Origin of the sequence: Nitrospirillum guaranorum (genome assembly GCF_034653275.1) — a bacterium.
Classification (GTDB): domain Bacteria; phylum Pseudomonadota; class Alphaproteobacteria; order Azospirillales; family Azospirillaceae; genus Nitrospirillum.
This window is the reverse complement of sequence record NZ_JAYEES010000003.1, coordinates 476,436-496,935: the sequence shown is the minus strand read 5'-3', so window position 1 is coordinate 496,935 and position 20,500 is coordinate 476,436. Positions and strand designations below refer to the sequence as shown.

18 protein-coding genes are annotated in these 20,500 nt (G+C 68.9%); 12 read left to right on the top strand and 6 right to left on the bottom strand.

The genetic code is table 11. The features are described from left to right. Window position 1: 1 nt before the first annotated feature. Window positions 2-1,381 carry a penicillin-binding protein activator gene (locus tag UAJ10_RS11175; RefSeq protein WP_322915429.1) on the bottom strand — a complete coding sequence of 460 codons (1,380 nt, stop codon included), beginning with the start codon at window positions 1,379-1,381 and terminating at the stop codon, window positions 2-4. 37 nt (window positions 1,382-1,418) lie between these two features. On the opposite strand from UAJ10_RS11175, the gene rsmI reads away from it, so the two are divergent. From rsmI to UAJ10_RS11150, 5 genes are all read left to right on the top strand, one after another. Next, window positions 1,419-2,435, top strand: a complete 1,017-nt coding sequence (rsmI, locus tag UAJ10_RS11170; protein ID WP_322915428.1) for a 16S rRNA (cytidine(1402)-2'-O)-methyltransferase — start codon at window positions 1,419-1,421, stop codon at window positions 2,433-2,435. Then, window positions 2,422-2,811, top strand: coding sequence for a YraN family protein (locus tag UAJ10_RS11165; protein ID WP_322915427.1), 390 nt, complete (start codon window positions 2,422-2,424; stop codon window positions 2,809-2,811). Before rsmI ends, UAJ10_RS11165 begins: the two co-directional genes overlap by 14 nt. 141 nt (window positions 2,812-2,952) lie before the next feature. Then, the gene (locus UAJ10_RS11160; protein ID WP_322915426.1) at window positions 2,953-3,846 is read left to right on the top strand and encodes a SirB1 family protein; all 894 of its coding nucleotides are present in this window, start codon (window positions 2,953-2,955) and stop codon (window positions 3,844-3,846) included. Between the two features lie 118 nt (window positions 3,847-3,964). Further along, window positions 3,965-4,915 (top strand): glutathione synthase, encoded by a 951-nt coding sequence (gene gshB / locus UAJ10_RS11155; protein ID WP_322915425.1) that lies wholly within the window; start codon window positions 3,965-3,967, stop codon window positions 4,913-4,915. A 321-nt stretch (window positions 4,916-5,236) separates the two neighbouring features. Beyond that, the gene (locus tag UAJ10_RS11150; protein WP_322915424.1) at window positions 5,237-5,449 is read left to right on the top strand and encodes a hypothetical protein; all 213 of its coding nucleotides are present in this window, start codon (window positions 5,237-5,239) and stop codon (window positions 5,447-5,449) included. A gap of 24 nt (window positions 5,450-5,473) precedes the next feature. On the opposite strand, the gene UAJ10_RS11145 is transcribed toward UAJ10_RS11150, so the two are convergent. Further along, window positions 5,474-5,740 (bottom strand): DUF1289 domain-containing protein, encoded by a 267-nt coding sequence (locus tag UAJ10_RS11145; RefSeq protein WP_322915423.1) that lies wholly within the window; start codon window positions 5,738-5,740, stop codon window positions 5,474-5,476. A gap of 266 nt (window positions 5,741-6,006) precedes the next feature. On the opposite strand from UAJ10_RS11145, the gene UAJ10_RS11140 reads away from it, so the two are divergent. Continuing rightward, entirely contained in the window at window positions 6,007-8,022 is a 2,016-nt protein-coding gene (locus tag UAJ10_RS11140) for a PAS domain-containing sensor histidine kinase (RefSeq protein WP_322915422.1), read from the top strand. 58 nt (window positions 8,023-8,080) lie between these two features. Here UAJ10_RS11140 and UAJ10_RS11135 read toward each other — a convergent pair whose 3' ends face one another. Together UAJ10_RS11135 and UAJ10_RS11130 are read right to left on the bottom strand one after the other, a co-directional pair. Further along, a complete protein-coding gene (locus UAJ10_RS11135) occupies window positions 8,081-8,602 on the bottom strand; it encodes a glutathione peroxidase (RefSeq protein WP_322915421.1) in 522 nt (173 codons plus the stop codon). Between the two features lie 111 nt (window positions 8,603-8,713). Further along, the gene (locus UAJ10_RS11130) at window positions 8,714-9,418 is read right to left on the bottom strand and encodes a sulfite oxidase-like oxidoreductase (protein ID WP_322915420.1); all 705 of its coding nucleotides are present in this window, start codon (window positions 9,416-9,418) and stop codon (window positions 8,714-8,716) included. A 304-nt stretch (window positions 9,419-9,722) separates the two neighbouring features. Here UAJ10_RS11130 and UAJ10_RS11125 point away from each other — a divergent pair, with 304 nt between their 5' ends. After that, on the top strand, window positions 9,723-12,170 hold the full coding sequence (locus tag UAJ10_RS11125) for a mechanosensitive ion channel domain-containing protein (RefSeq protein WP_322915419.1): 2,448 nt from the start codon (window positions 9,723-9,725) through the stop codon (window positions 12,168-12,170). 6 nt (window positions 12,171-12,176) lie between these two features. On the opposite strand, the gene UAJ10_RS11120 is transcribed toward UAJ10_RS11125, so the two are convergent. After that, on the bottom strand, window positions 12,177-12,794 hold the full coding sequence (locus UAJ10_RS11120) for a regulatory protein RecX (RefSeq protein WP_322915418.1): 618 nt from the start codon (window positions 12,792-12,794) through the stop codon (window positions 12,177-12,179). 168 nt (window positions 12,795-12,962) lie between these two features. Between UAJ10_RS11120 and UAJ10_RS11115 the strand changes: the two genes are divergently transcribed. The 3 genes from UAJ10_RS11115 (at window position 12,963) to UAJ10_RS11105 (ending at window position 16,224) form a co-directional block, all read left to right on the top strand. Then, window positions 12,963-13,802 carry an ABC transporter permease gene (locus UAJ10_RS11115; RefSeq protein ID WP_322915417.1) on the top strand — a complete coding sequence of 280 codons (840 nt, stop codon included), beginning with the start codon at window positions 12,963-12,965 and terminating at the stop codon, window positions 13,800-13,802. 4 nt (window positions 13,803-13,806) lie between these two features. Continuing rightward, the gene (locus UAJ10_RS11110; protein WP_322915416.1) at window positions 13,807-14,655 is read left to right on the top strand and encodes an ABC transporter permease; all 849 of its coding nucleotides are present in this window, start codon (window positions 13,807-13,809) and stop codon (window positions 14,653-14,655) included. A gap of 147 nt (window positions 14,656-14,802) precedes the next feature. Then, window positions 14,803-16,224, top strand: coding sequence for a hypothetical protein (locus UAJ10_RS11105; RefSeq protein ID WP_322915415.1), 1,422 nt, complete (start codon window positions 14,803-14,805; stop codon window positions 16,222-16,224). A gap of 168 nt (window positions 16,225-16,392) precedes the next feature. Here the strand turns inward: UAJ10_RS11105 and UAJ10_RS11100 are convergent, their stop codons facing one another. After that, window positions 16,393-16,599: a hypothetical protein gene (locus tag UAJ10_RS11100; RefSeq protein WP_040849273.1), complete on the bottom strand. Its 207-nt coding sequence runs from the start codon at window positions 16,597-16,599 to the stop codon at window positions 16,393-16,395. A 681-nt stretch (window positions 16,600-17,280) separates the two neighbouring features. Here UAJ10_RS11100 and dnaK point away from each other — a divergent pair. Both dnaK and dnaJ read left to right on the top strand, forming a co-directional pair. Continuing rightward, window positions 17,281-19,200, top strand: a complete 1,920-nt coding sequence (gene dnaK / locus UAJ10_RS11095) for a molecular chaperone DnaK (RefSeq protein ID WP_004274039.1) — start codon at window positions 17,281-17,283, stop codon at window positions 19,198-19,200. Window positions 19,201-19,343: 143 nt separating this feature from the next. Further along, window positions 19,344-20,486: a molecular chaperone DnaJ gene (gene dnaJ / locus UAJ10_RS11090; protein WP_322915414.1), complete on the top strand. Its 1,143-nt coding sequence runs from the start codon at window positions 19,344-19,346 to the stop codon at window positions 20,484-20,486. Window positions 20,487-20,500 lie beyond the last annotated feature (14 nt).

Below are 20,500 nucleotides of genomic sequence, written 5' to 3'. Positions count from 1 at the left end.
CTTACGACCCGGTGTTCGGGCTGGGCGCCGGGGTCGCCGCCGGCGTGAAGCTGGTGGGCGCCGGATCCACGACGGTCACCCCGGTCTTGGTCACCTCCAGCACGGATAGGCCCCGCTCCACCTGGCCGGTGGGCAGCAGGCGGAACACGCCGTCGATGCCGGCGAAGCCGTTGGGATCGATCAGGTTTTCCCGGACATAGGCCTTGTGGCCCTTGGCCAGCACGGCGGCCAGGGCGGTCGCGTCATAGGCCAGGGTGGCCAGGCGCGGCGGGCGCTGGCCGTACACGTCGTTGAACCGCTTCTCAAAGCCCTGGCGCGCGTCGGGGGCGGCGCTGGCGTACCAGCCGCCCACCAGCGCCGGCTCGCGCCCGATGCCGGGCTCGTCCCACTGGCCCGTCCCCAGGAAGCGCACGGGGCCGGGGTCGATGTCGAAGAAAGGCAACAGGGGCGCCACCTCCTTCAGCCGCTGGCCACCCTCGGCGATCAGGATGGCCTGGAAGGGCAATTCCTCGACGGCCGCCGCCGGCTTGCCGTCCTTGCCCCCCTCTTTGGCGCCCCCCTCTTTGGCGGCGGCCGCCGCGTCGCGTGCCGCCGCCATCTGGGCGTGGCGTTGCTCGAAGTTGGACAACCGCTTAATGGTGTCGCTGACGTCCTTCTGCGTGGGCTGGTAGCGCGCGGCGCGGGTGACGTCGGCGCCGGCCTTGGCGGCGGCGTCGCGCATGGCCTGCTCCACCATGTCGCCGTTGCCGCCCACCGGGGCCAGCAGCGCCAGGCGGGTCAGGCCACGGCTGGCGGCGTAACTGACCACCCGGGCCACCTGGTCCTGCGGCTGGAAGCCCAGCACCCAGGTGCCGCCCGCCGGGGCGTGCGTGTCGGCCACCGTCGCGTCGTTGGAAAAGCTCAGCACCGGCACCGCGCCCGCCGCCGGCGTCACCGCCTTGGCGTCCACGCCGTAGACCGGGCCGATCAGCAGGGTGGCGCCGGCGGCCAGCGCGTCCTGCGCCGCGGCCACCGACCCCTCCGGCGTGCTCTTGGTGTCGCGGATCAGCAGCTGGAAATGGCTGTCGGCCGTGTCGAACAGGGCCATTTGCGCCGCCTGCTGCATGGCCTCGCCCAGGCTGGCGGCCTTGCCCGACAGGGGTAGCAGCAGGGCCACCCGCACCGTCTCATCCGCCGGCACCGTGGCCGGGACGGGGGCCGCCTCCGCCTGGGGCGGGGCCACCTCGGGCTGGGGCTGGGCCGCTTGCGGCTGGGGCGCCTGCTGCGGCGCTTGCGCGGCGCGCGGCGGGGCCGTTACCGTGGGCTGGCTGGCGCAGCCCGCCAGCAAGGCCAGCGTCAGCAGCGTCGCTGCGGTCCTGGCCGTCGCCGTCGTGGCGGACATCCCGGCATACTTCATCGCAAACCCACCCGTTGATCCCATGAAACCGCAGCAACCGCCTGTCGACGATGTCGATACCGGCCCTGTCGACACTGTCGACACTGGCCCCGTCGACGATATCGACGCCGGAAACGACCCCCACGATGACGTCCCGTTGGATGGGGACGTCCCGTTGGACGAAGACGGGGCAGAGCCTAACGGCAGCGCCTTCGCGCGTAAACCGCCGCCTGGCCTGCATGTCGTCGCCACCCCCATCGGCAACGCCGGCGACATCACCCTGCGCGCGCTGGAAACCCTGAAGGGCGTGGACGCCATCGCCTGCGAGGACACGCGCGTGACGGCCAAGCTGATGGCCCGGTACCAGGTGCGCAAGCCCCTGCTGCCGTATCACGAGCACAACGCCGCCCGCATGCGGCCCCAACTGCTGGCCCGCATCGCGGCGGGCGAGGCCATCGCCCTGGTGTCCGACGCCGGCACGCCGCTGATCTCCGACCCCGGCTACAAGCTGGTGCGCGAGGCGCGCGACCAGGGGCTGTACGTCACCCATCTGCCGGGCGCCAGCGCCACCCTGGCGGCCCTGGTGCTGGCGGGGCTGCCCTCCGACCGCTTCCTGTTCGCCGGCTTCCTGCCCAACAAGACCGGCGCCCGCCGGGCCGCGCTGGAGGAACTGGCGCCGGTGCGCGCCACCCTGGTGCTGTTCGAGTCGGCCCAACGCCTGGCCGACCTGCTGGCCGACGCCGCCCAGGTGCTGGGCGGGCGCGAGGTGGCGGTGGCGCGTGAGCTGACCAAGCTGTTCGAGGAGGTGCGGCGCGGCACCCTGCCCGGGCTCGCCGCCCATTATGCCGGGAACGGCCCGCCCAAGGGGGAGGTGGTGGTGGTCATCGGCCCGCCGGTCGAGGACGGTGGGGAGGAGGTGGACATCGACGGCCTGCTGCGCGCCGCCCTGCGCACCCTCAGCGTCCGCGACGCCGCCGCCACGGTGGCGGAGGCCAGCGGCGCCCCCCGCAAGCAGATCTACCAACGGGCGCTTGAGATTTCGAAAGATGACGCGGGCTGAGCGGCTGGCGCGAAAGACGCAGAAGGGCCGCTCCGGCGAGCGCCTGGGCCGCTGGGCGGAGGCATGGTGCCGCCTGGCCCTGCGGCTGAAGGGCTATCGCGTGCTGGCCAGCCGCTGCCGCACCCCGGCGGGGGAGATCGACATCGTGGCGGCCAGGGGCGACCTGCTGGCCATCGTCGAGGTCAAGGCGCGCCCGACGGAGGATTTGGGCCACCTGGCCGTCAGCCTGGCGCAATGGCGCCGGCTGGAACGGGCCGCCGGCCTTTATGTCGCCGCCCGGCCCCGGCTGGCGCGCCACGCCATCCGCTTCGACCTCATGATCGTCCGGCCGCGGCGCTGGCCGCTGCACAAGCCGGACGCCTGGCGATCCTCCTGACGGCGCGTTTCATGCGCGGTCATTGAGGGTTTCGGCGGCATTGGTGGTCGACACCGGCCCCGGCGATGCGCTATCTCCCCAAAGCCCGGCGCCCCCAAGGCCCGGCGCCGCAGGGCCGATGCCGGAGGGAGCATCCAATCCGTGACCAGCCAGGGGTCCCAGAACCGCAGCACCCGCGCCGGCAAGGGCCAGGCGCAAGCCCGCGCGCTGTTGCGCGCCGTGGGCCACATGCGTGACGAGGATATCGACCTGGCGGAAACCGCCCTGGCGCTGGCGACCCTGTCCGGGGGCGACACCAGCCTGGCGCCCTACCGCCGGCATCTCACCGCGCTCTCCGCCGCCGTGGCCAAGCGGACGGCCGGCCGCGCGCCGGAGGCGCTGACGCTGGAGGAGTGCCTGGACGCCCTGCGCGGCGCCCTGGTGGACCGCATGGGCTACGAGGGCGACAGCGCCACGTATGAGGATTTGCAGAACGCCAACCTGGCGCGGGTGATCGACCGGCGTCGGGGCCTGCCGGTGGCGCTGGGCATCCTCTACATGCATGCCGCCCGCGCCCAGGGCTGGCGCATGGTGGGCCTGAATTTTCCGGGACATTTCCTCATCCGCCTGGATCACGGTGGCGACCGCGCCATCATCGACCCCTTCGGCGGCGGCCGGGTGCTGAGCGTGGTCGACCTGCGCGACCTGATCAAACAGACCTCGGGCGCCGCGGCGGAACTGGAACCGGACCACTATGCCCCCGTGGGCAACCGCGATGTCCTCCTGCGCCTGCACAACAATGTGAAGCTGCTGCACATGCGCGGCGAACGGCCCGACCTGGCGGCCGAGGCGGTGGAGGCCATGCTGCTGATGGCACCGGGCCAGGTGGCGCTGTGGCGCGAATCCGGCCTGTTGCAGGCACAGCTGGGCCACATCACCACCGCCATCTCGGCGTTCGAGACCTTCCTGGACCTGGGGGCCCGCGCCGGCACCTCGGCCCAGCTGCTGGACCAGGCGGCCACCTTGGTGCAGCATCTGCGCAATCGCCTGAATTGACCCGACCTTTATTCACCCTCGTGTGATTGGCGCCGCAGCCGGGCCGATCCCATGCGGGCCACAGTCCTATCCTTTGCCAGCCAAGCACCGCCGGACCGCCGGCGTGGGGGAGATGAGAATGAGCCTGTCCGTTGCCATTCAGATGGACCCGATGCACTCCATCAACATCGATACCGACAGCACCTTCATGATGGCGCTGGAGGCGCAGCGGCGGGGTCACACCCTTTACCACTACCTGCCCCAGGACCTGGCCTTCCGCCACAGCCGCCTGGTGGCCACCGCCCGGCCGCTGGAGGTGCGGCGCGAGCGGGGCAACCACCACACCTTCGGCCCGGCCGAGACGCTGGACCTGGCCAGCGTCGACGTGGTGTTGATGCGCCAGGACCCGCCCTTCGACATGGCCTACATCACGGCCACCCACCTGCTGGAACACGTCCACCCCAAGACCCTGGTGGTGAACGACCCCGCCTCCGTCCGCAACGCGCCGGAGAAACTGTTCGTCACCCACTTCCCCGACCTGATGCCGCCGACGCTGATCACCAGCGCCAAGGACGAGGTCCTGGCCTTCCGCCGGGAATACAAGGACATCATCGTGAAGCCGCTGTTCGGCAACGGCGGATCCGGCGTCTTCCATGTGAAGCCGGATGACGAGAACCTGGGCGCCCTGCTGGAGACCTTCACCCAGCTCTACCGCGAGCCCATCATCGTGCAGAAGTACCTGCCGGAAATCCGCCAGGGCGACAAACGCATCCTGCTGGTGGATGGCGAGCCGGTGGGCGCTGTCAGCCGCCTGCCGCAGGAGGGTGAGGCCCGCGCCAACTTCCACGCCGGCGGCAGTGCCGCCAAGACCGACCTGACCCAGCGCGAACGCGAGATCTGCGCCACCATCGGTGGGGTGCTGCGCGACAAGGGCCTGGTGTTCGTGGGTATCGACGTCATCGGCGATTACCTGACCGAGATCAACGTGACCAGCCCCACCGGCATCCAGGAGATCAACCGCCTGAACGGCGGCGCCATCGAGTCCACCCTGTGGGACGCCATCGAGCGGCGGTACGCCGCGTCACGGTGAATCCAGCGGCGGTACGCCGCGTCACGGTGAATCCAGCGGCGGTACGCCGCGTCCCGGTGAGGCCGTCGGGCCAGGGTGGCTTGGCGGTGCTGGCGCGGGCATTCCCGCCGCTGGAAACGCCAGGCGCAGTCCACTGCGAAAATAGGGGGCGGGGGACCGTTGAAATCAGGTCACACCGTCTACTTATTATCACCCTGTCCGAACGATTTGGCGGGCTTTCCGGGATGCGGGTGGCCCAGGGCCATGATACGCTTCGTGATACTTGCATGAACCAGAGGGCGCCCGTGGCACGGTATCGGCGTCCGGTCGATGAGGCGGTCGATGGCTGGCGCGGACGATCTCGGTGGGGAGGACAGCCCCAAGCGGGCACCCAGGGCTTCGAAGGGCTCGGGGCCCGATGGGGCGCCGGGCGGTAATGTCGTCAATGCCGAACGGTTGCGTCGCCAGGGCGACCGTATCCGTGAGATCGAACGCCTGATGTGGGGTGCCCGCGCCTTCGCCGAGGGCGAGGATCCGGACAACGGGGCGGACTGATCCGTCCCTCTCCTTCCCCCGGGATTACATCCCCGGCTGGCTGCCATGACGCCAACGGGTCAAGGTGCGCCTGGCCTTGCGCCGCTCCGGCAGGCTGGTCAGCACCGCGCGCCGCTGGTCCGGCGTCATCCCGCCCCACAAGGTGATCTCTTCCAAGGTGCGCTGGCAGCCGGCGCACAGGCCGCTGCGCGCGTCGATGCGGCAGACGCGGGTGCACGGGCTGGCCACGTAATCGTCCGGATCGGGAACCCTGGGATCAGGGCCGGTGGAGGGGATGGGGCTGTCGGTCAAGGTGTCAGCACCGGTCGGTTGCGGGGACCCCCGGATATTAACGACTGCGGGCGTATCTTGTCGCCCTTTCCATGGCCGCCTTTCCTACGCCATCCTACACTTTCTGACAGGATGTTAACCCACTGTTGTATCTTTGGGGTTAGGAATGGGTTTATCCTGCCCGCCTGCGAAGCCGCAGGGGGCCCCCAGGGGATGTTGACTGGACGTGGACTAGGGACATGGACGGCGGACATGGCCCCAAGGGGAAGCGGAAAGGTATTGCCAGGATGTCGGTGTTGGAGACCGCGCGGCGTCGCCGCCCGGCCGTCTTTTTTTTGACCCGCGGCCCGATTTTGGCCGCCCTCTCCGGTATTGTCCTGACCGTCCTGGCCGCGTTCTACGTCCATTCCATGCTGTCGGGCGTGGCCCAGGCCCGCTTGGCGGATGAGGCCGACGCCCGCAGCCGTCATGTGCAGCAACGGCTGGACCGCATCGCCGCCACCCTGGGGGCGGAGGGCGACTTCCTGACCGCCAATCCCGCCCCGGCGGAATTCGACCGCCAGGTGGCCCTGCTGATCGACCTCCGGCCCGAGATCCGGGCCGTGTCCTGGGTGGGCCCGGGCGGCCGCGTGCTGCGGACCGGCCCCGTCGGGGCCGACATCGCGCCCGCCGACATCGCCGACCTTCCGCTTTCGCCGGAGGGCATCACCGTGCGCCTGGGCGCCGACGGCGCCAGCCTGTTGCTGGCGCGGTCCACATCCGGGACGGTGGCCAACGGCGGGATGGCGCTGGTGGCCCGCATCGATCTGCGCGATCTGCTGACCCTGCGCATGGAGGGGCAGGCCGATCCCGCCCTGTGGACCCGGCTCAGCCTGCGGTCGCGCGGGGGCGAGGCCGCCTTCGTCCAGACGAGGCATACCGCCACCGCCACCTCGGAATTCAGCCGCGCCATCTCCATCGGCGACGGGGTGTGGTGGCTGGACATGACGGGCGATCTGGTGGCCGGCCTGGCCCGCCAGTCGTGGGAGGTGAAGGCCGTGCTGGTCTTCGGCTTCGCGCTCACCTTTGGCATCAGCCTGGTGCTGATGGTCAGCCGCCGCCGCGCCCACGACCGCACCGTGCTGATGGACAGCCTGGAACAGGCCAACGCCGTGCTGCACGCCAGCGAGCGCAAGTACCGCGACATCTATGAGAACGCGGTGGAGGGCATGTTCACCATCACCGTCGGGGGCGCCATCCTGTCGGCCAACCCTGCCCTGGTGCGCATGCTGGGCTACGCCTCGGAAGAGGATCTGGCGACCACCCTGACCGACGCCTGGACGCAGCTGTTCGTCGACCCGCGCCCCCGGGTGGATTTCCCCCAGGAAGTCATGGACCGGGGCGCCATCCAGGATTTCGCGGCCGAGATTCGCCGCCGGGACGGCAGCGCCCTGTGGGCGTCCCTGTCGGCCCGGGTGCTGCTGGACGGGGCCGGCCGCGCCTACGCCATCCAGGGCACGGCCGACGACATCACCGACCGCCGCCGGGCCGAGGTGGCGCTGCGCCTGGCCAAGGAGCAGTCGGAATTCGCCAGCCGGTCCAAGACCGAATTCCTGGCCAACATGAGCCATGAGCTGCGCACGCCTCTGAACGCCATCATCGGCTTTTCCGAGATCATCGGCAGCCAGTCGCTTGGGCCCATCGGCAACCCCGCCTACGCCGAATACGCCAAGGACATCCACGACAGCGGCCGCATGCTGCTGGACCTGATCAACGACATCCTGGACCTGTCCAAGATCGAGGCCGGAAAGCGCGAGTTGAACGAGCATATGGTGGATCTGCCGCGCGTCTTCGCCTCCTGCCTGCGGGTGGTGAAGGAACGGGCCATCCGCGGCGGCATCCATCTGCAGACGGACTACGCGGACTTCCTGCCCCGCCTGCGCGCGGACGAGGTGGCGCTGAAGCAGTTGCTGTCCAACCTGCTGGCCAACGCCGTGAAGTTCACGCTGAAGGGAGGCACCGTCACCCTGGGCGCCGTGGTCGACGGCGACGGACGCCTGGTCATCACCGTGGCCGACACCGGCATCGGCATGCGGGCGGAAGACATCGGCCGCGCCCTGGAACCCTTCCGCCAGATCGAGAACCCCTTGACCCGCACCGCCGGCGGCGCCGGCTTGGGCCTACCCCTGGTGCGCGCCCTGGTGGAACTGCACGACGGCAAGCTGGAGATCGAGAGCGAGCCCGGCACCGGCACCATCGCCCGCGTCATCATGCCCGCCGACCGGGTGTGGCCGGACATCGGGCTGGTGGCGGCGGCGAACTGAGCACCACGGATTGACCGCCACCGGCACCGATACCGGCATCGACGGCGGGCCGTGACGCTCAGAGCCCGGCCTTGTTCAGCAGGCCCAGGATTCTTTCCAGCACCACGTCGGCCATGGGCCGCACGGGCGAGGGCCAGATTTCCGCCAGGCGCCCGTCGGGCGTGATCAGGTGCTTCTGGAAGTTCCAGCGCGGCCGGCCCGCCCCCTCCCCCACGCTGCTCACCACCCACTGGAAAAAGGGGTGGGCGTTGGGGCCGATCACGGTCTGCTTGGCCGTCAGGGGGAAGTCCACGCCGTAGGTGGTGGCGCAGAACTGCGCGATCTCCGCCGGGCTTCCGGGCTCCTGCCCGCCGAAATCGTTCGATGGCACGCCCACCACCACCAGGCCCCGGCCGCGCAGGCGGGTCCACAGCATCTGCAGTTCGGCATATTGCGGGGTGTAACCGCAGGCCGACGCCGTGTTGACCACCAGCACCGGTCGGCCCTTGAAGGCGCTGAGCGGTATGGTTCCATCGCCGGTCAGGCTGGGAAAGGTGAAGCTGTGGGCGTTCAGCCGTTCCCGCGTCTTCGGTTGCTCCATGGGCCTGACCTGGGAATTGGAAGGCGCGCGCAGGCGCGACGCGACGGGGGCTGTGCGGGCGGCCATATGGGGGGCCGTGCGGGAAAAGCTGCTTTGACTCATCTACAGGTCTCAACCGTACCGTTGTTCGGTCCAGGGGTCGCCTTCGTTGTGGTACCCACGTACCTCCCAAAACCCTGGCGTGTCGTCGTTGACGAACTGGATGCGGCGGATCCATTTCGCCGATTTCCAGAAATAGGCCTGGGGCACCACCAGCCGTACCGGCCCGCCATGTTCCCGCGTCAAGGGCTCCCCCTGCCAGGTGGTGGCCAGCAGCACATCGGCGGCGCTGAACGCCGCCAGGCTGAGGTTGGTGGTATACCCGTCATAGCTGTGCAGCAGGACGTGGGCGGCATCCGCCTGCGGCCGGGCCAGCGCCACGATGTGGCCGGCGGAAACGCCCCGCCAATGGTTGTCGTAGCGCGACCAGGATGTGACGCAATGGATGTCGGATGTGTCGCTGAACGCCGGCTGATCCTGGAAATCCGCCCAGCGCCAGGTGAAGGGATGATCCACCAACCCGTCCACGGTCAGGGTCCAGTCGTGGATGTCCACCTCCGGTAGGATGCCGAGATCCAGCACCGGCCAGTTGGTCACCAGGCGCTGTCCCGGCGGCAGGCGGGGGCGGGACGCCAAAGGGTCGGCCTGCCCGCCGGTCAGCAGCCGGGACAGCGCCCAGGCGCGCTTGGTCGCCACCAGCTTGCTTTCAGGGGTGTTCCGGTCGTTGGCGCCCAGGGCGGCATCCGGTGGGGTGTCGTCGGGACTGTCCGTAGCCATGCGCCGGGTTGCTCACATGATCAGCCGGGGTGACCGGGGTTGGCCGGGTGCCCACGGGAAATGTTGTGTCAAATCGTGGGCGCCCGGTCCACATGCCGCGCCGCCGCCACAATCTTAAGGATAGTGCGCCCTGCCCCGCCTGCCTACCGGCCAGCGGCGATTTTGGCGGCAACTGTGCTTCGGGACCTATGCTTTACGGCAACATCGCGCGCCCAGCCGTTGGCAGCCCTACCCTTTAAGGTTAACGTTCGGCCCTTCCTTGATCCTTGGCCCTTCCTGGATAGGCCCACCCCGATTGTTGCGGATGATGCGGAAAGCCCTTTTTGCCGTTTCCCTGGCGCTTCTGGCGTCCCTGCTGCTGTCGCCCGCGATGCCGTCGCCCGCCCGGGCGCAGGGCGCGCCCGTGGCCGGGGCCGCCGAGGTGTCCCAGTCCGACCCTTCCCCACCCAATTTGGCCCAGCCCGACCCGCAGCCCCCGCAAGAGGAGGCGGCCAAGGAGCCGGTGGCCGTTCCCGTGCCGGTGCCCGTTTCGCCGCCCGCCGTCCATGCTGTCCCGCCACCCGCGTCCGCCCAGGCGGCGGCCCTGCTGCAGACCCTGCAGGACCCCCAGCGCCGCGACGCCCTGATCGCCCAGCTGAAACTGCTGGCCGACGCGAACCCCGGTGCCGTCTCCGCGGCCCCTGCGGCCCCGGCCCCGGCGACGGCGACCTCCGCCGCCCCTGCTCCTGCCGGCGCCGCCCCCACGGCCCCGGCGCAGGAGTCGGAGGTGGAGGCGCTGGGCGCCCGCATGCTGGACGCCCTGTCCGACCGCATCGAGGAATTCAGTGAGGAGATCGCGGCCGCCGGGCAGGCCTTGCTTGACCTGCCCAAGGCCTATCGTTGGCTGGACCGCCAGATGTCCGACCCCCGCTTGCGCGTGCAGTGGGGCATTCTGCTGGGCGAGGTGCTGCTGGTGGTCATCGCTGGCTATGTCGCCCGCTTGGCGACCTTCTGGCTGCTGGCGCGCCCGCGCCGGGGGCTGGAACATCGCCAACCCCGGAATTGGGGCGTGCGTCTGGGTCTGCTGCTGATCCGCACCCTCTTGGACATCGTGCCCATGGTGGCCTTCGCCCTGGCGGCCTATGGCGTGCAGACCCTGACCCATCCGCCCAAGCCCGCCTCCACGGCGGCGCTGGGCATCATCGTGTCCAGCCTGCTGGTGCAGGGCGCGACGCTGGCGGCCCGTTTCCTGCTGTCGCCGGGCGCCCCTTCCCTGCGCCTTCTCCCGGTGGGGGATGAGACGGCGCACTACATCTACATCTGGGTGCGCCGCATCGCCCTGACCGCCGTCTACGGCTACTTCGTGGCGCAGGTGGCGCTTCAGTTGGGCCTGCCCTATCGCCCCTATATGGCCCTGCTGAAGGTGGTGGGCCTGATCGTCGGCATCATGCTGGTGATCCTGGTGCTGCAGAACCGGCAGAGCGTGGCGGACTGGATCCGGGGCCGGGATCCCGTGCAGCCGGAAGACCTGCACGAGGACGGCGCGCTTGAGGCCCAGCTGGCGGCCGAAATCTCCGGCGACAGCCCCATGGTCGCCGCCCCCCCGCCGGCGCCGACCGCCTGGGGCCTGGTCCGCCGCCGCCTGGCGGAGATCTGGCACATCCTGGCCATCGTCTATCTCGTGGCCATCTACGGCATCTGGGCGCTGGAGGTGAAGGGCGGTTTCGGTTTCGTTTCCCGCGCCACCCTGATCAGCGTCGTCACCCTGATCGTGGCCCGCCTGCTGATGGAGGGGATCGACCGCCTGATCCGGCGCGGCTTCGCCATTCCGGATGATTTGAAGCGCCAATACCCGCTGCTGGAATCCCGCGCCAACCGCTATCTGCCCATCCTGCATCGGGGCGCCAAGGTGGTGGTGTGGCTGGCGGGATTGCTGACCGTGCTGCAGGCCTGGGGGGTGGACAGTTTCGGCTGGCTCAGCACCCCCTTCGGCCAGCGGGCCAGCGCCTCGCTCCTCACCATCGTCCTCATGGTCATCTTCGCGCTGATCGTGTGGGAACTGGTCAGCGGAGGCATCGAGCGCTACCTCAACACCACCGACCGGCACGGACGCCTGGTGGAGCGCAGCGCCCGCATCCGCACCCTGCTGCCCCTGGTGCGCAACGCCGTGCTGGTGATCCTGCTGGTCATGGTGGGGCTGACCGTGCTGGCGGAGATCGGGGTCAACATCGCCCCGCTGCTGGCCGGCGCCGGCGTCATCGGCGTCGCCATCGGCTTCGGCTCGCAGTCCCTGGTGAAGGACGTCATCACCGGCCTGTTCATCCTGTTCGAGGACACGATCTCGGTCGGCGATTCCGTGACGCTGGCCGGCTACACCGGCACGGTGGAAGGACTGACCATCCGCACAATCCGCCTGCGCGACGATAGCGGCGCGGTCCATACCGTGCCGTTCAGCGCCGTCACCGGCATTTCCAACCTGACCAAGGACTATAGCTACTTCAGCGCCGATTTCGGCATCGCCTACGCCACCGACCTGAACCGGGCCACCCAGATCATGACCGAGATCGGCGAGGAGTTGCAGGGCGACAGCCTGTTTGGCCCCGGCATCCTGGCGCCCCTGGAAATCCTGGGCGTCAGCGAATTCGCCGAGAAGGCGGTGAAGATCAAGTTCCGCATCAAGACCCGTCCCCGCCGCCAGTTCGCCGTGGGGCGCGAGTTCAACCGCCGCCTGAAGCTGCGCTTCGACGCCGAGGGCATCCCCTTCCCGGTCTGAGGGGCGTCACCCGGGAATTTCGTCCGGATCGGTCGCGTCCACGATGCGCGCGGCGGTGTCGAAGTCGAAGCCCGCGCGGGCCAGGGTGGCCAGGTCCTTGTCGCGCTTGGCATCCCGCTCCGCCTCGGGGCGGAAGGGGCCCAGCCGGCGGCGGCGGGCGTAGGCGTGGGCGGCCCGCAGGTCGGTCGAGCCTTCGTCGGCATCGTCCAACTCGCGGGCGAGTTCGCCCAGGGCGGCGTCGACCAGATCGGCGTCCACACCCTTGGCCGCCATCTTCTGGCGGATGGTGCGGGTGGATCCACCCCGGCGGTGCAGGCTGGCCACGCGGCCCTCGGCATAGACACGGTCGTTCAGCAGGCCGCTCTGCTGATACCGCGCGATCAGCGCCTCCACCCACTCCGCCCCCTGCGCCCGGTCCGTGCCGTGGGCGGCCGCCGACATGTCCACCTTGCGCATCAGCACGCGGCGCAACGCCGCCGTGGAGGCGGCGAAGCGCTCCAGGTAATGCAGGGCGGCCCGCTCCAGATAGGCGGCGCTGACCCGTTTGGGCCCGCGCCGTTTGGGGGGCTGGCGGCCTTCGGGCGGCTGGTTGGCGGGGCGGGGGTCGAAAAGGTCGTCGGTCATGGGTCCATGGTAGCGCCGGGGGCAGGGCCGGCGCCACGGTGTCGCGCGGGGTTCCGGCGGCGCCTGTGACGCCGCTCATATTGCCGGACGGGGGGCGCGGCGTTAAGGTCAGGCCCAGCCTCGCCGGGGGCATATCCCCGGACCCTTCCGCACGGGCGCCCGAATCCCATGACCATGCTGCAGCAGTCTCATTTGTCCAGCGCCGACGCCGCGCCGCGCGCTCCGGCCCCCCGGGCCCTGGGCGCCATCAACTGGGTGGGCTTCACCACCCTGACGAAGCGGGAGATACGGCGCTTCCTGAAGGTCTGGGTGCAGACCATCGCCGCGCCGGTGGTGACCACGTTGCTGTTCTATTCCGTGTTCGCCCTGGCGCTGGGCGGGGTCGTGCGCATGGTGGGCGACGTGCCTTTCCTGCGCTTCCTGGGCCCGGGCCTGATCATGATGGGCATGGCGCAGAACGCCTTCGCCAACACATCGTCCTCGGTGCTGGTGTCCAAGGTCCAGGGCAACATCGTCGACGTGTTGATGCCGCCCCTGTCCCCGTTCGAATTCGTGTCCGCCTTCGTCGCCGGCGGCATCGTGCGCGGGCTGATGGTGGGCCTCGTCACCTGGATCGTCATCCAGCTGGTGGTGCCGCTGGGCCTGCACGCGCCCTTCTACGTCCTATTCCATGCCGTGATGGCGTCCATGCTGCTGTCGCTGCTGGGCCTCATCGGTGGCGTCTGGGCGGACAAGTTCGACCACATGGCGGCCATCACCAACTTCGTGATCACGCCCCTGTCCTTCCTGTCGGGCACCTTCTACACGTTGGACAGCGCGCCGCGCTTCTTCCACACCGTGGCCCACGTGAACCCCTTCTTCTATTTCATCGACGGGTTCCGCTACGGCTTCATCGGTCGCACCGACGGCACGCTGGGGACCGGCATCGCCGTGATGCTGGGCATCAACCTCGTCCTCTGGCTGGTGGCCCTGCGCATGGTCTCCACCGGCTACAAGCTGAAGGCCTGACGCCATGGACATGCCGGTGGACGGGGTGGGTGCCGAAGCGCCGTTGCCGGCCGGGGCCTATCGGCCCGATCGCCGCCGGTACCATGGCCGTTTCAACACCCTGGGCTTCCTGACCCTGCTGGGGCGGGAGATCAAGCGCCTGCGCAAGCTGGCCATGCTGTTCCTGGTGGCGCCCGGCCTGTCCGCCGCCCTTTACTTCACCGTCTTCGCCTTCGGCCTGGGCGACAAGCGCGGTACGCCCGAGGGCGACGCCATCCTGGCCTTCCTGGTGCCCGGCCTCGTGACCCTGTCCCTGCTGACCCAGTCGGTGCAGATCCCCTCCTTCTCCATCCTCTATGCGAAGATGGAGGGCGCGATCCTGGACCAGCTCATGGCTCCGGTGGGGGCCGCCGAGATGCTGGCCGCCTATGTCCTGTCCGCCATGGCCGCCGGCGTGGCCAGCGGGGCCGCCGTGTGGGTGGGCTTCCTCATCTTCTGGCAGTCGCCCATGGCCGATCCCGCGCTGGTGCTGCTGTTCGTGGTGCTGGGCTCGTCCATGATGGCCACCTTCGGCGTTCTGACCGGGCTCATCAGTGTGAAGTGGGACCATTTGTCGGCGGCCATGACCTTCGTCTTCACGCCGCTGATCTTCCTGTCCGGTCTGTTCGCGCCGGTGGCGGGCATGCCGGGGGTGTTGCGCGCCATCGTCCAGGCCAACCCCATCTACTACGCCATCGACGGCGTGCGCATCGGCTTCCTGGGGCAGGGCCAGGACCAGGCGGCGCTGGCCGTCCTGGTGTTGGTGGCCGTGAACGTCGCGCTATTGGCCATCGCCGGCACCCTGCTGCACCGCGGCTACCGCCTGCGCAACTGATAGGCGCTTTTGCGCGCATGCCCTTGGCTGGGCGTGGATTTTGACGGAATTGGCCGCTCCAGCCATGTGCTGGGGGCGCAACTGTACTGGCTGGCCTGCTGGCGGAGGGTTTGCAACGGCGGGCCGGCTTGCCTAGAGTGCCGCGCCATGGGACAGCGGACTTTGGACATAGACCTCGCCAGCGGCGACTGGCAGTGGATGGCCGTGCATGGCGGGGCCGTGCGCATTTGCCTGCCCGCGACCTGGACGCGCGTCTACCGTGACGACGGCGGCCTGGCCCTGCAGTCGCCGGTGCTGTGGGCGGCCACCGACGGACGCCCCGTGGGCGGCCACCCGCTGGACCTGCTGGTTTCCGTCACCACCTACGCCAATGAATACGGCGTGGATGCCGAAGACGCGTTGCAGTATCTGGACCGCGATCACCTGCTGCCGCCGGGCGTGACCGCCATGGCGTCGGGCGATCGCCGCTGGATCGCCTATTGCGCCGCCCTGCCGGCGGCCCCCGAGCCGGGCCAGACGCCGGAGCAGGCGACGGCTGCCGCGGCGGCGCTGGGCGCCGGCGCGCGCATTCCCGAGGCGCAGATCTTCGTGTGGAAGATGGCGGACTTCCGTCCGCCCGACCGGGTGCGCGTCGCCACCCTGCAGCTGTACGTGCCGGGCGAGGAATTCTGGGTGCCCGGCTTGGGCGCCCTGCTGGACCGCCTGGGCGACGAGATCGGCCGCATGGAGTTCGGACCCGCCGACCAGGGCCCCGTCAGCGCCGTCACCATGCGCAACATCGTGCACGCCGATGTCGTGCGCTTCCGCCTTCCCTGGGACTGGCGGACCAGCGACGAGGATGAGGACGACCTGGGCGGGCCGGAGACCAGCCACTTCCGCCGCCCGGACGATGCGGAGGCCGACGAGACCCTGCGGGTCGTGGTGCATGACTACCCGCCGCCCGACGATATGGAACCGGAGTCGGCCTTGGAATCGGCGCTTGCCGCCGGCCTGGACTGGGAAGCCATCACGGCGGAGGAAGGTGACGGCCTGCCCCCGGCCGTGCTGCTGCGGCGCATCGCCGCCCAGTTCGCCGACGGGCCGGACGGCCAGGTGGGCATGGGCAGCGTCGACACCCTGGCGGATGACGAGGTGCTGGCCCGCTTCACCCATACGGCGGTGGAGGACGGGCGCCGCCGGCGCTGCCACCTGTGGCTGCGCGGTGCCGTGGTCGGCGGCCGGGCGACCCTGGCCGTCTTCTCCTACGGCCTGCCCGAGGGGCTGCAAGGTTCGCCCCTGGCGGCGGACGCCGTCGCCATGCTGGAACGGGAAATCCGCCGCGCGCAGATCGGCGGCTATGAATCGCTGCCCGTGGGCGACGCCTCCGGCAACGGTGACGACAGCCTGCCGCCCGGCATGGCGCCGGATTGGCCCGCCGGCGGCTGGAACGCCGGCAGCTGGGATGAGGGCGACGCCCTGCCGGATGACGAGGATGACTTCGACGAGGATGAGGGGGAGGGCCCCCTCGACTCGGACGAGGAGGATGACGGCTATCGCCGCCGCAAGGGCGACGACCCCGCCAAGAACTGACGCGGCGCGCCCGCGCTCTATTCTTTAAAACGCTGCGCAAAGAAAAACGGATAAATCCGAAAAACGGCCCGCGCGGCCGTCGTTCCGGTCATCCGTTGTCATGCGTGATCCGCCCGACCCGTCCCACTTGTGGAAGGGGCCTTGCGGTCCTGCCAGTGGCGCGTCCTGTCAGCACCGCCCCTGGGGGGTGCGGTCCAGCAGGGATTGCAGGCCCACGGTGCGGCTGTCCGCGGCCTTGGCGGCGTCTTCCGCGGCCAGGGAGGCCAGGCCCAGGAGGTGGACCAGTTCCCCCATGTTATTGCGGCGAGCGTCCAGCGCCAGATTGTCGAGGCAATGCTTGATGGCGATGGCGGTAGTGCGGCGCGTGTCGGTCATGACTTTGTGCCCCAAGAGTGCGGGCGACCCCTCGCCCGGGGGTCCAAGCGACCCCTGAAGTAATTACAGCACAGATCTGGGGCGCCAAGTCAACAGGAAGAATAAAATCTCAACTAGCGATACACCATCCTGCCTCAGGTTGGGTCAATCTGGTTGTGCGAGGCAATAAGTTATAATTTTGCAGCAATAACCGCCGGTAAATAGGGCCGTTAATTCTCCGTTAATTCATAATCTGATGGATTACGCCCGTATTCACACGACATTCACTTGGTGGTGCCAATTCCTGACAAATTGTAACTTGATGGATGGGAAATCGGGCGGCCGCCGCCCGCGCTTCCCGCACCAAGCGGTGGTGGTGGGGTTCCAACACCACCCCCAGGGCTGGCGAGGGGGCGGACGATACCGCGTACGCGCTATGGGATAGCGGGACATATGCCAGGGGTGGAATGGGCGCTTTTAGCGAGCCCCGGCGCCGCAAAGCCGGTTGCAGCCGGGCGCCGCCCTGCCTATATCTGCGTGGCGATGCGGTCGCTCCCGTTTCAGGATGGGGAGGGCCGTGCCATGACGGGCGCCACCGGGTGCCGCGCCATGATCGTGTTGAACGTGTCCCGTTTTAACAGGGGGACCGCTCCGGTGCCGGAAGGGCCGTCGCGCGTCTGCCACATTGGAAGGGTTAGAATTATGAGCAAAGTCATCGGTATCGATCTCGGCACCACCAATTCCTGCGTGGCCGTCATGGAAGGCACGTCGGCCAAGGTGATCGAGAACGTCGAGGGCGCGCGCACCACGCCGTCCATGACCGCTTTCACCCAGGGCGGGGAACGCCTGGTCGGCCAGCCGGCGAAGCGCCAGGCGGTGACCAACCCCGAGAACACGCTGTTCGCGATCAAGCGCCTGATCGGCCGCCGTTACGACGACCCGCTGACCCAGAAGGACAAGGGCCTGGTGCCCTACAAGATCATTTCGGGCGACAACGGTGACGCCTGGGTCGAGGCCCATGGCGAGAAGTACAGCCCCAGCCAGGTGTCCGCCTTCATCCTGCAGAAGATGAAGGAAACGGCCGAGAACTACCTCGGCGAAAAGGTGACCCAGGCCGTCATCACCGTGCCCGCCTACTTCAACGACAGCCAGCGCCAGGCGACCAAGGACGCCGGCCGCATCGCCGGTCTTGAAGTGCTGCGCATCATCAACGAGCCCACGGCCGCGGCGCTGGCCTACGGCATGGAGAAGAAGGGCTCCGGCATCGTCGCGGTCTACGACCTCGGCGGCGGCACCTTCGACGTCTCCGTGCTGGAAATCGGCGACGGCGTGTTCGAGGTGAAGTCCACCAACGGCGACACCTTCCTGGGTGGCGAGGACTTCGACGCCCGCATCATCGACTACCTGGCCGACGAGTTTAAGAAGGAGAACGGCATCGATCTCCGCAAGGACCGTCTGGCCCTGCAGCGCCTGAAGGAAGCGGCCGAGAAGGCCAAGATCGAGCTGTCTTCCGCCATGCAGACGGAAGTCAACCTGCCGTTCATCACCGCGGACCAGACCGGTCCGAAGCACCTGAACGTCAAGCTGACCCGCGCCAAGCTGGAAGCACTGGTCGAGGATCTGGTGGCCCGCACGGTCGAGCCCTGCAAGGCGGCCCTGAAGGACGCCGGCCTGAAGGCCAGCGAGATCGACGAGGTGATCCTGGTCGGCGGCATGACCCGCATGCCCAAGATCATCGAGACGGTGAAGCAGTTCTTCGGTCGCGAGCCGCACCGCGGCGTGAACCCGGACGAGGTGGTGGCCGTCGGCGCCGCCATCCAGGGTGCGGTGCTGAAGGGTGAGGTGAAGGACGTCCTGCTGCTGGACGTGACCCCGCTGTCCCTGGGCATCGAAACCCTGGGCGGCGTGTTCACCCGCCTGATCGACCGCAACACCACGATCCCGACCAAGAAGAGCCAGACCTTCTCCACGGCCGAGGACAACCAGACGGCCGTCACCATCCGTGTCTTCCAGGGTGAGCGCGAGATGGCGGCGGACAACAAGATGCTGGGCCAGTTCGACCTGGTCGGCATCCCGTCGGCCCCGCGTGGCGTGCCGCAGATCGAGGTCACCTTCGACATCGACGCCAACGGCATCGTCAACGTCCAGGCCAAGGACAAGGCCACCGGCAAGGAGCAGGTGATCCGCATCCAGGCCTCCGGCGGCCTGTCGGACGCCGACATCCAGCGCATGGTCAAGGAAGCCGAGAGCCACGCCGCCGACGACAAGAAGCGCAAGGAGCTGGTGGAGGCGCGCAACCAGGCCGATGGCCTGATGCACTCCACCGAGCGCACGCTGAAGGAGAACGCGGAGAAGCTGCCGGCCGCCGAGAAGGCCGCCGCCGAGAAGGCCATCGCCGAGCTGAAGACGGCGCTGGAGGGTGAGGACGCGGCCGACATCAAGGCCAAGACCGAAGCCCTGGCCCAGGTCTCCATGAAGCTGGGTGAAGAGCTGTACAAGTCCGGCCAGGACGCCTCGGCCGCCGGTGGCGAAGACCACGGTGCCGCTCATGGCGAAGGGTCGGAAAAGGTCGTCGACGCCGACTTCGAGGAAGTCGACGAAGACAAAAAGAAGTCCGCCTAAGTCTTTCTTAAGACGATCCGGGCAATGACTGACTAGGTATCGGGCCCGTCCGCCGGTTAATTCCGGGGGGCGGGCCTGAGCCCCATCAGGGGCCTGGTCGGGCCCGGGTTCCGGCAATTCCCTGAAAGGGCTTAGGGCCAAACATGGCGAAGCAGGATTATTACGAACTTCTGGGCGTGGCGAAGACCGCCTCGGCCGACGACCTGAAAAAAGCGTACCGCAAGCTGGCCATGCAGTATCACCCCGACCGCAATCAGGGTGACAAGGCGGCCGAGCAGAAATTCAAGGAAGTCAGCGAAGCGTACGAGGTCCTGAAGGACGAGCAGAAGCGGGCGGCCTACGACCGCTTCGGCCATGCCGCCTTCGAGAATGGCGGTGGCCGGGCTGGTGCCGGCGCCGGCGGCTTCGATTTCGGCAGCGGCTTCGCGGACATCTTCGAAGAGATGTTCGGCGACTTCATGGGCGGCCGCCGGGGCGGCGGGCAGGGCCCGGGTCGTGGCAGCGACCTGCGCTACAATCTGGAAATCTCGCTGGAGGACGCCTTCAAGGGCACCTCCACCAACGTGCGCGTGCCGACCTCCGTCGCTTGCGACGTCTGCAACGGCACCGGTGCCGAGTCGGGCACCCAGCCAGTCACCTGCCCCACCTGCAACGGCGCGGGCAAGGTGCGGGCGCAACAGGGCTTCTTCACCATCGAGCGCACCTGCCCGGCATGCTCCGGCGCCGGCCGCGTCATCAAGGATCCCTGCCGCAACTGCGGCGGCCATGGCCGCGTGCGCAAGGAAAAGACCCTGCAGGTCAACATCCCGGCCGGTGTCGAGGACGGCACCCGCATCCGCCTGTCGGGCGAGGGCGAGGCTGGGGCCCGTGGGGCGCCCCCGGGCGACCTGTACATCTTCCTGGCCATTGCCCCGCACGCGCTGTTCATGCGCGACGGCGCCAACATCCAGTGCCGGGTGCCCATTCCCATGACCACGGCGGCCCTGGGCGGCACGGTCGAGGTGCCGACCATCGACGGCAGCCGCGCCCGCGTCTCCATTCCGCCGGGCACGCAGAGCGGGCACCAGTTCCGCCTGAAGGGCAAGGGCATGAGCGTCCTGCGTAGTACCCAGCGCGGCGACATGTACGTGACGGCCCTGGTCGAAACCCCGGTCAACCTGACCAAGCGCCAGCAGGAGCTGATGCGCGAGTTCGAGAAGGCCGGGGAAGAGAAGGGCGGCACCCACCCCGAATCGGAAGGCTTCTTCGCCAAGGTGAAGGAGCTGTGGGCCGACCTGAAGGAATAACATCTGGGAACGGC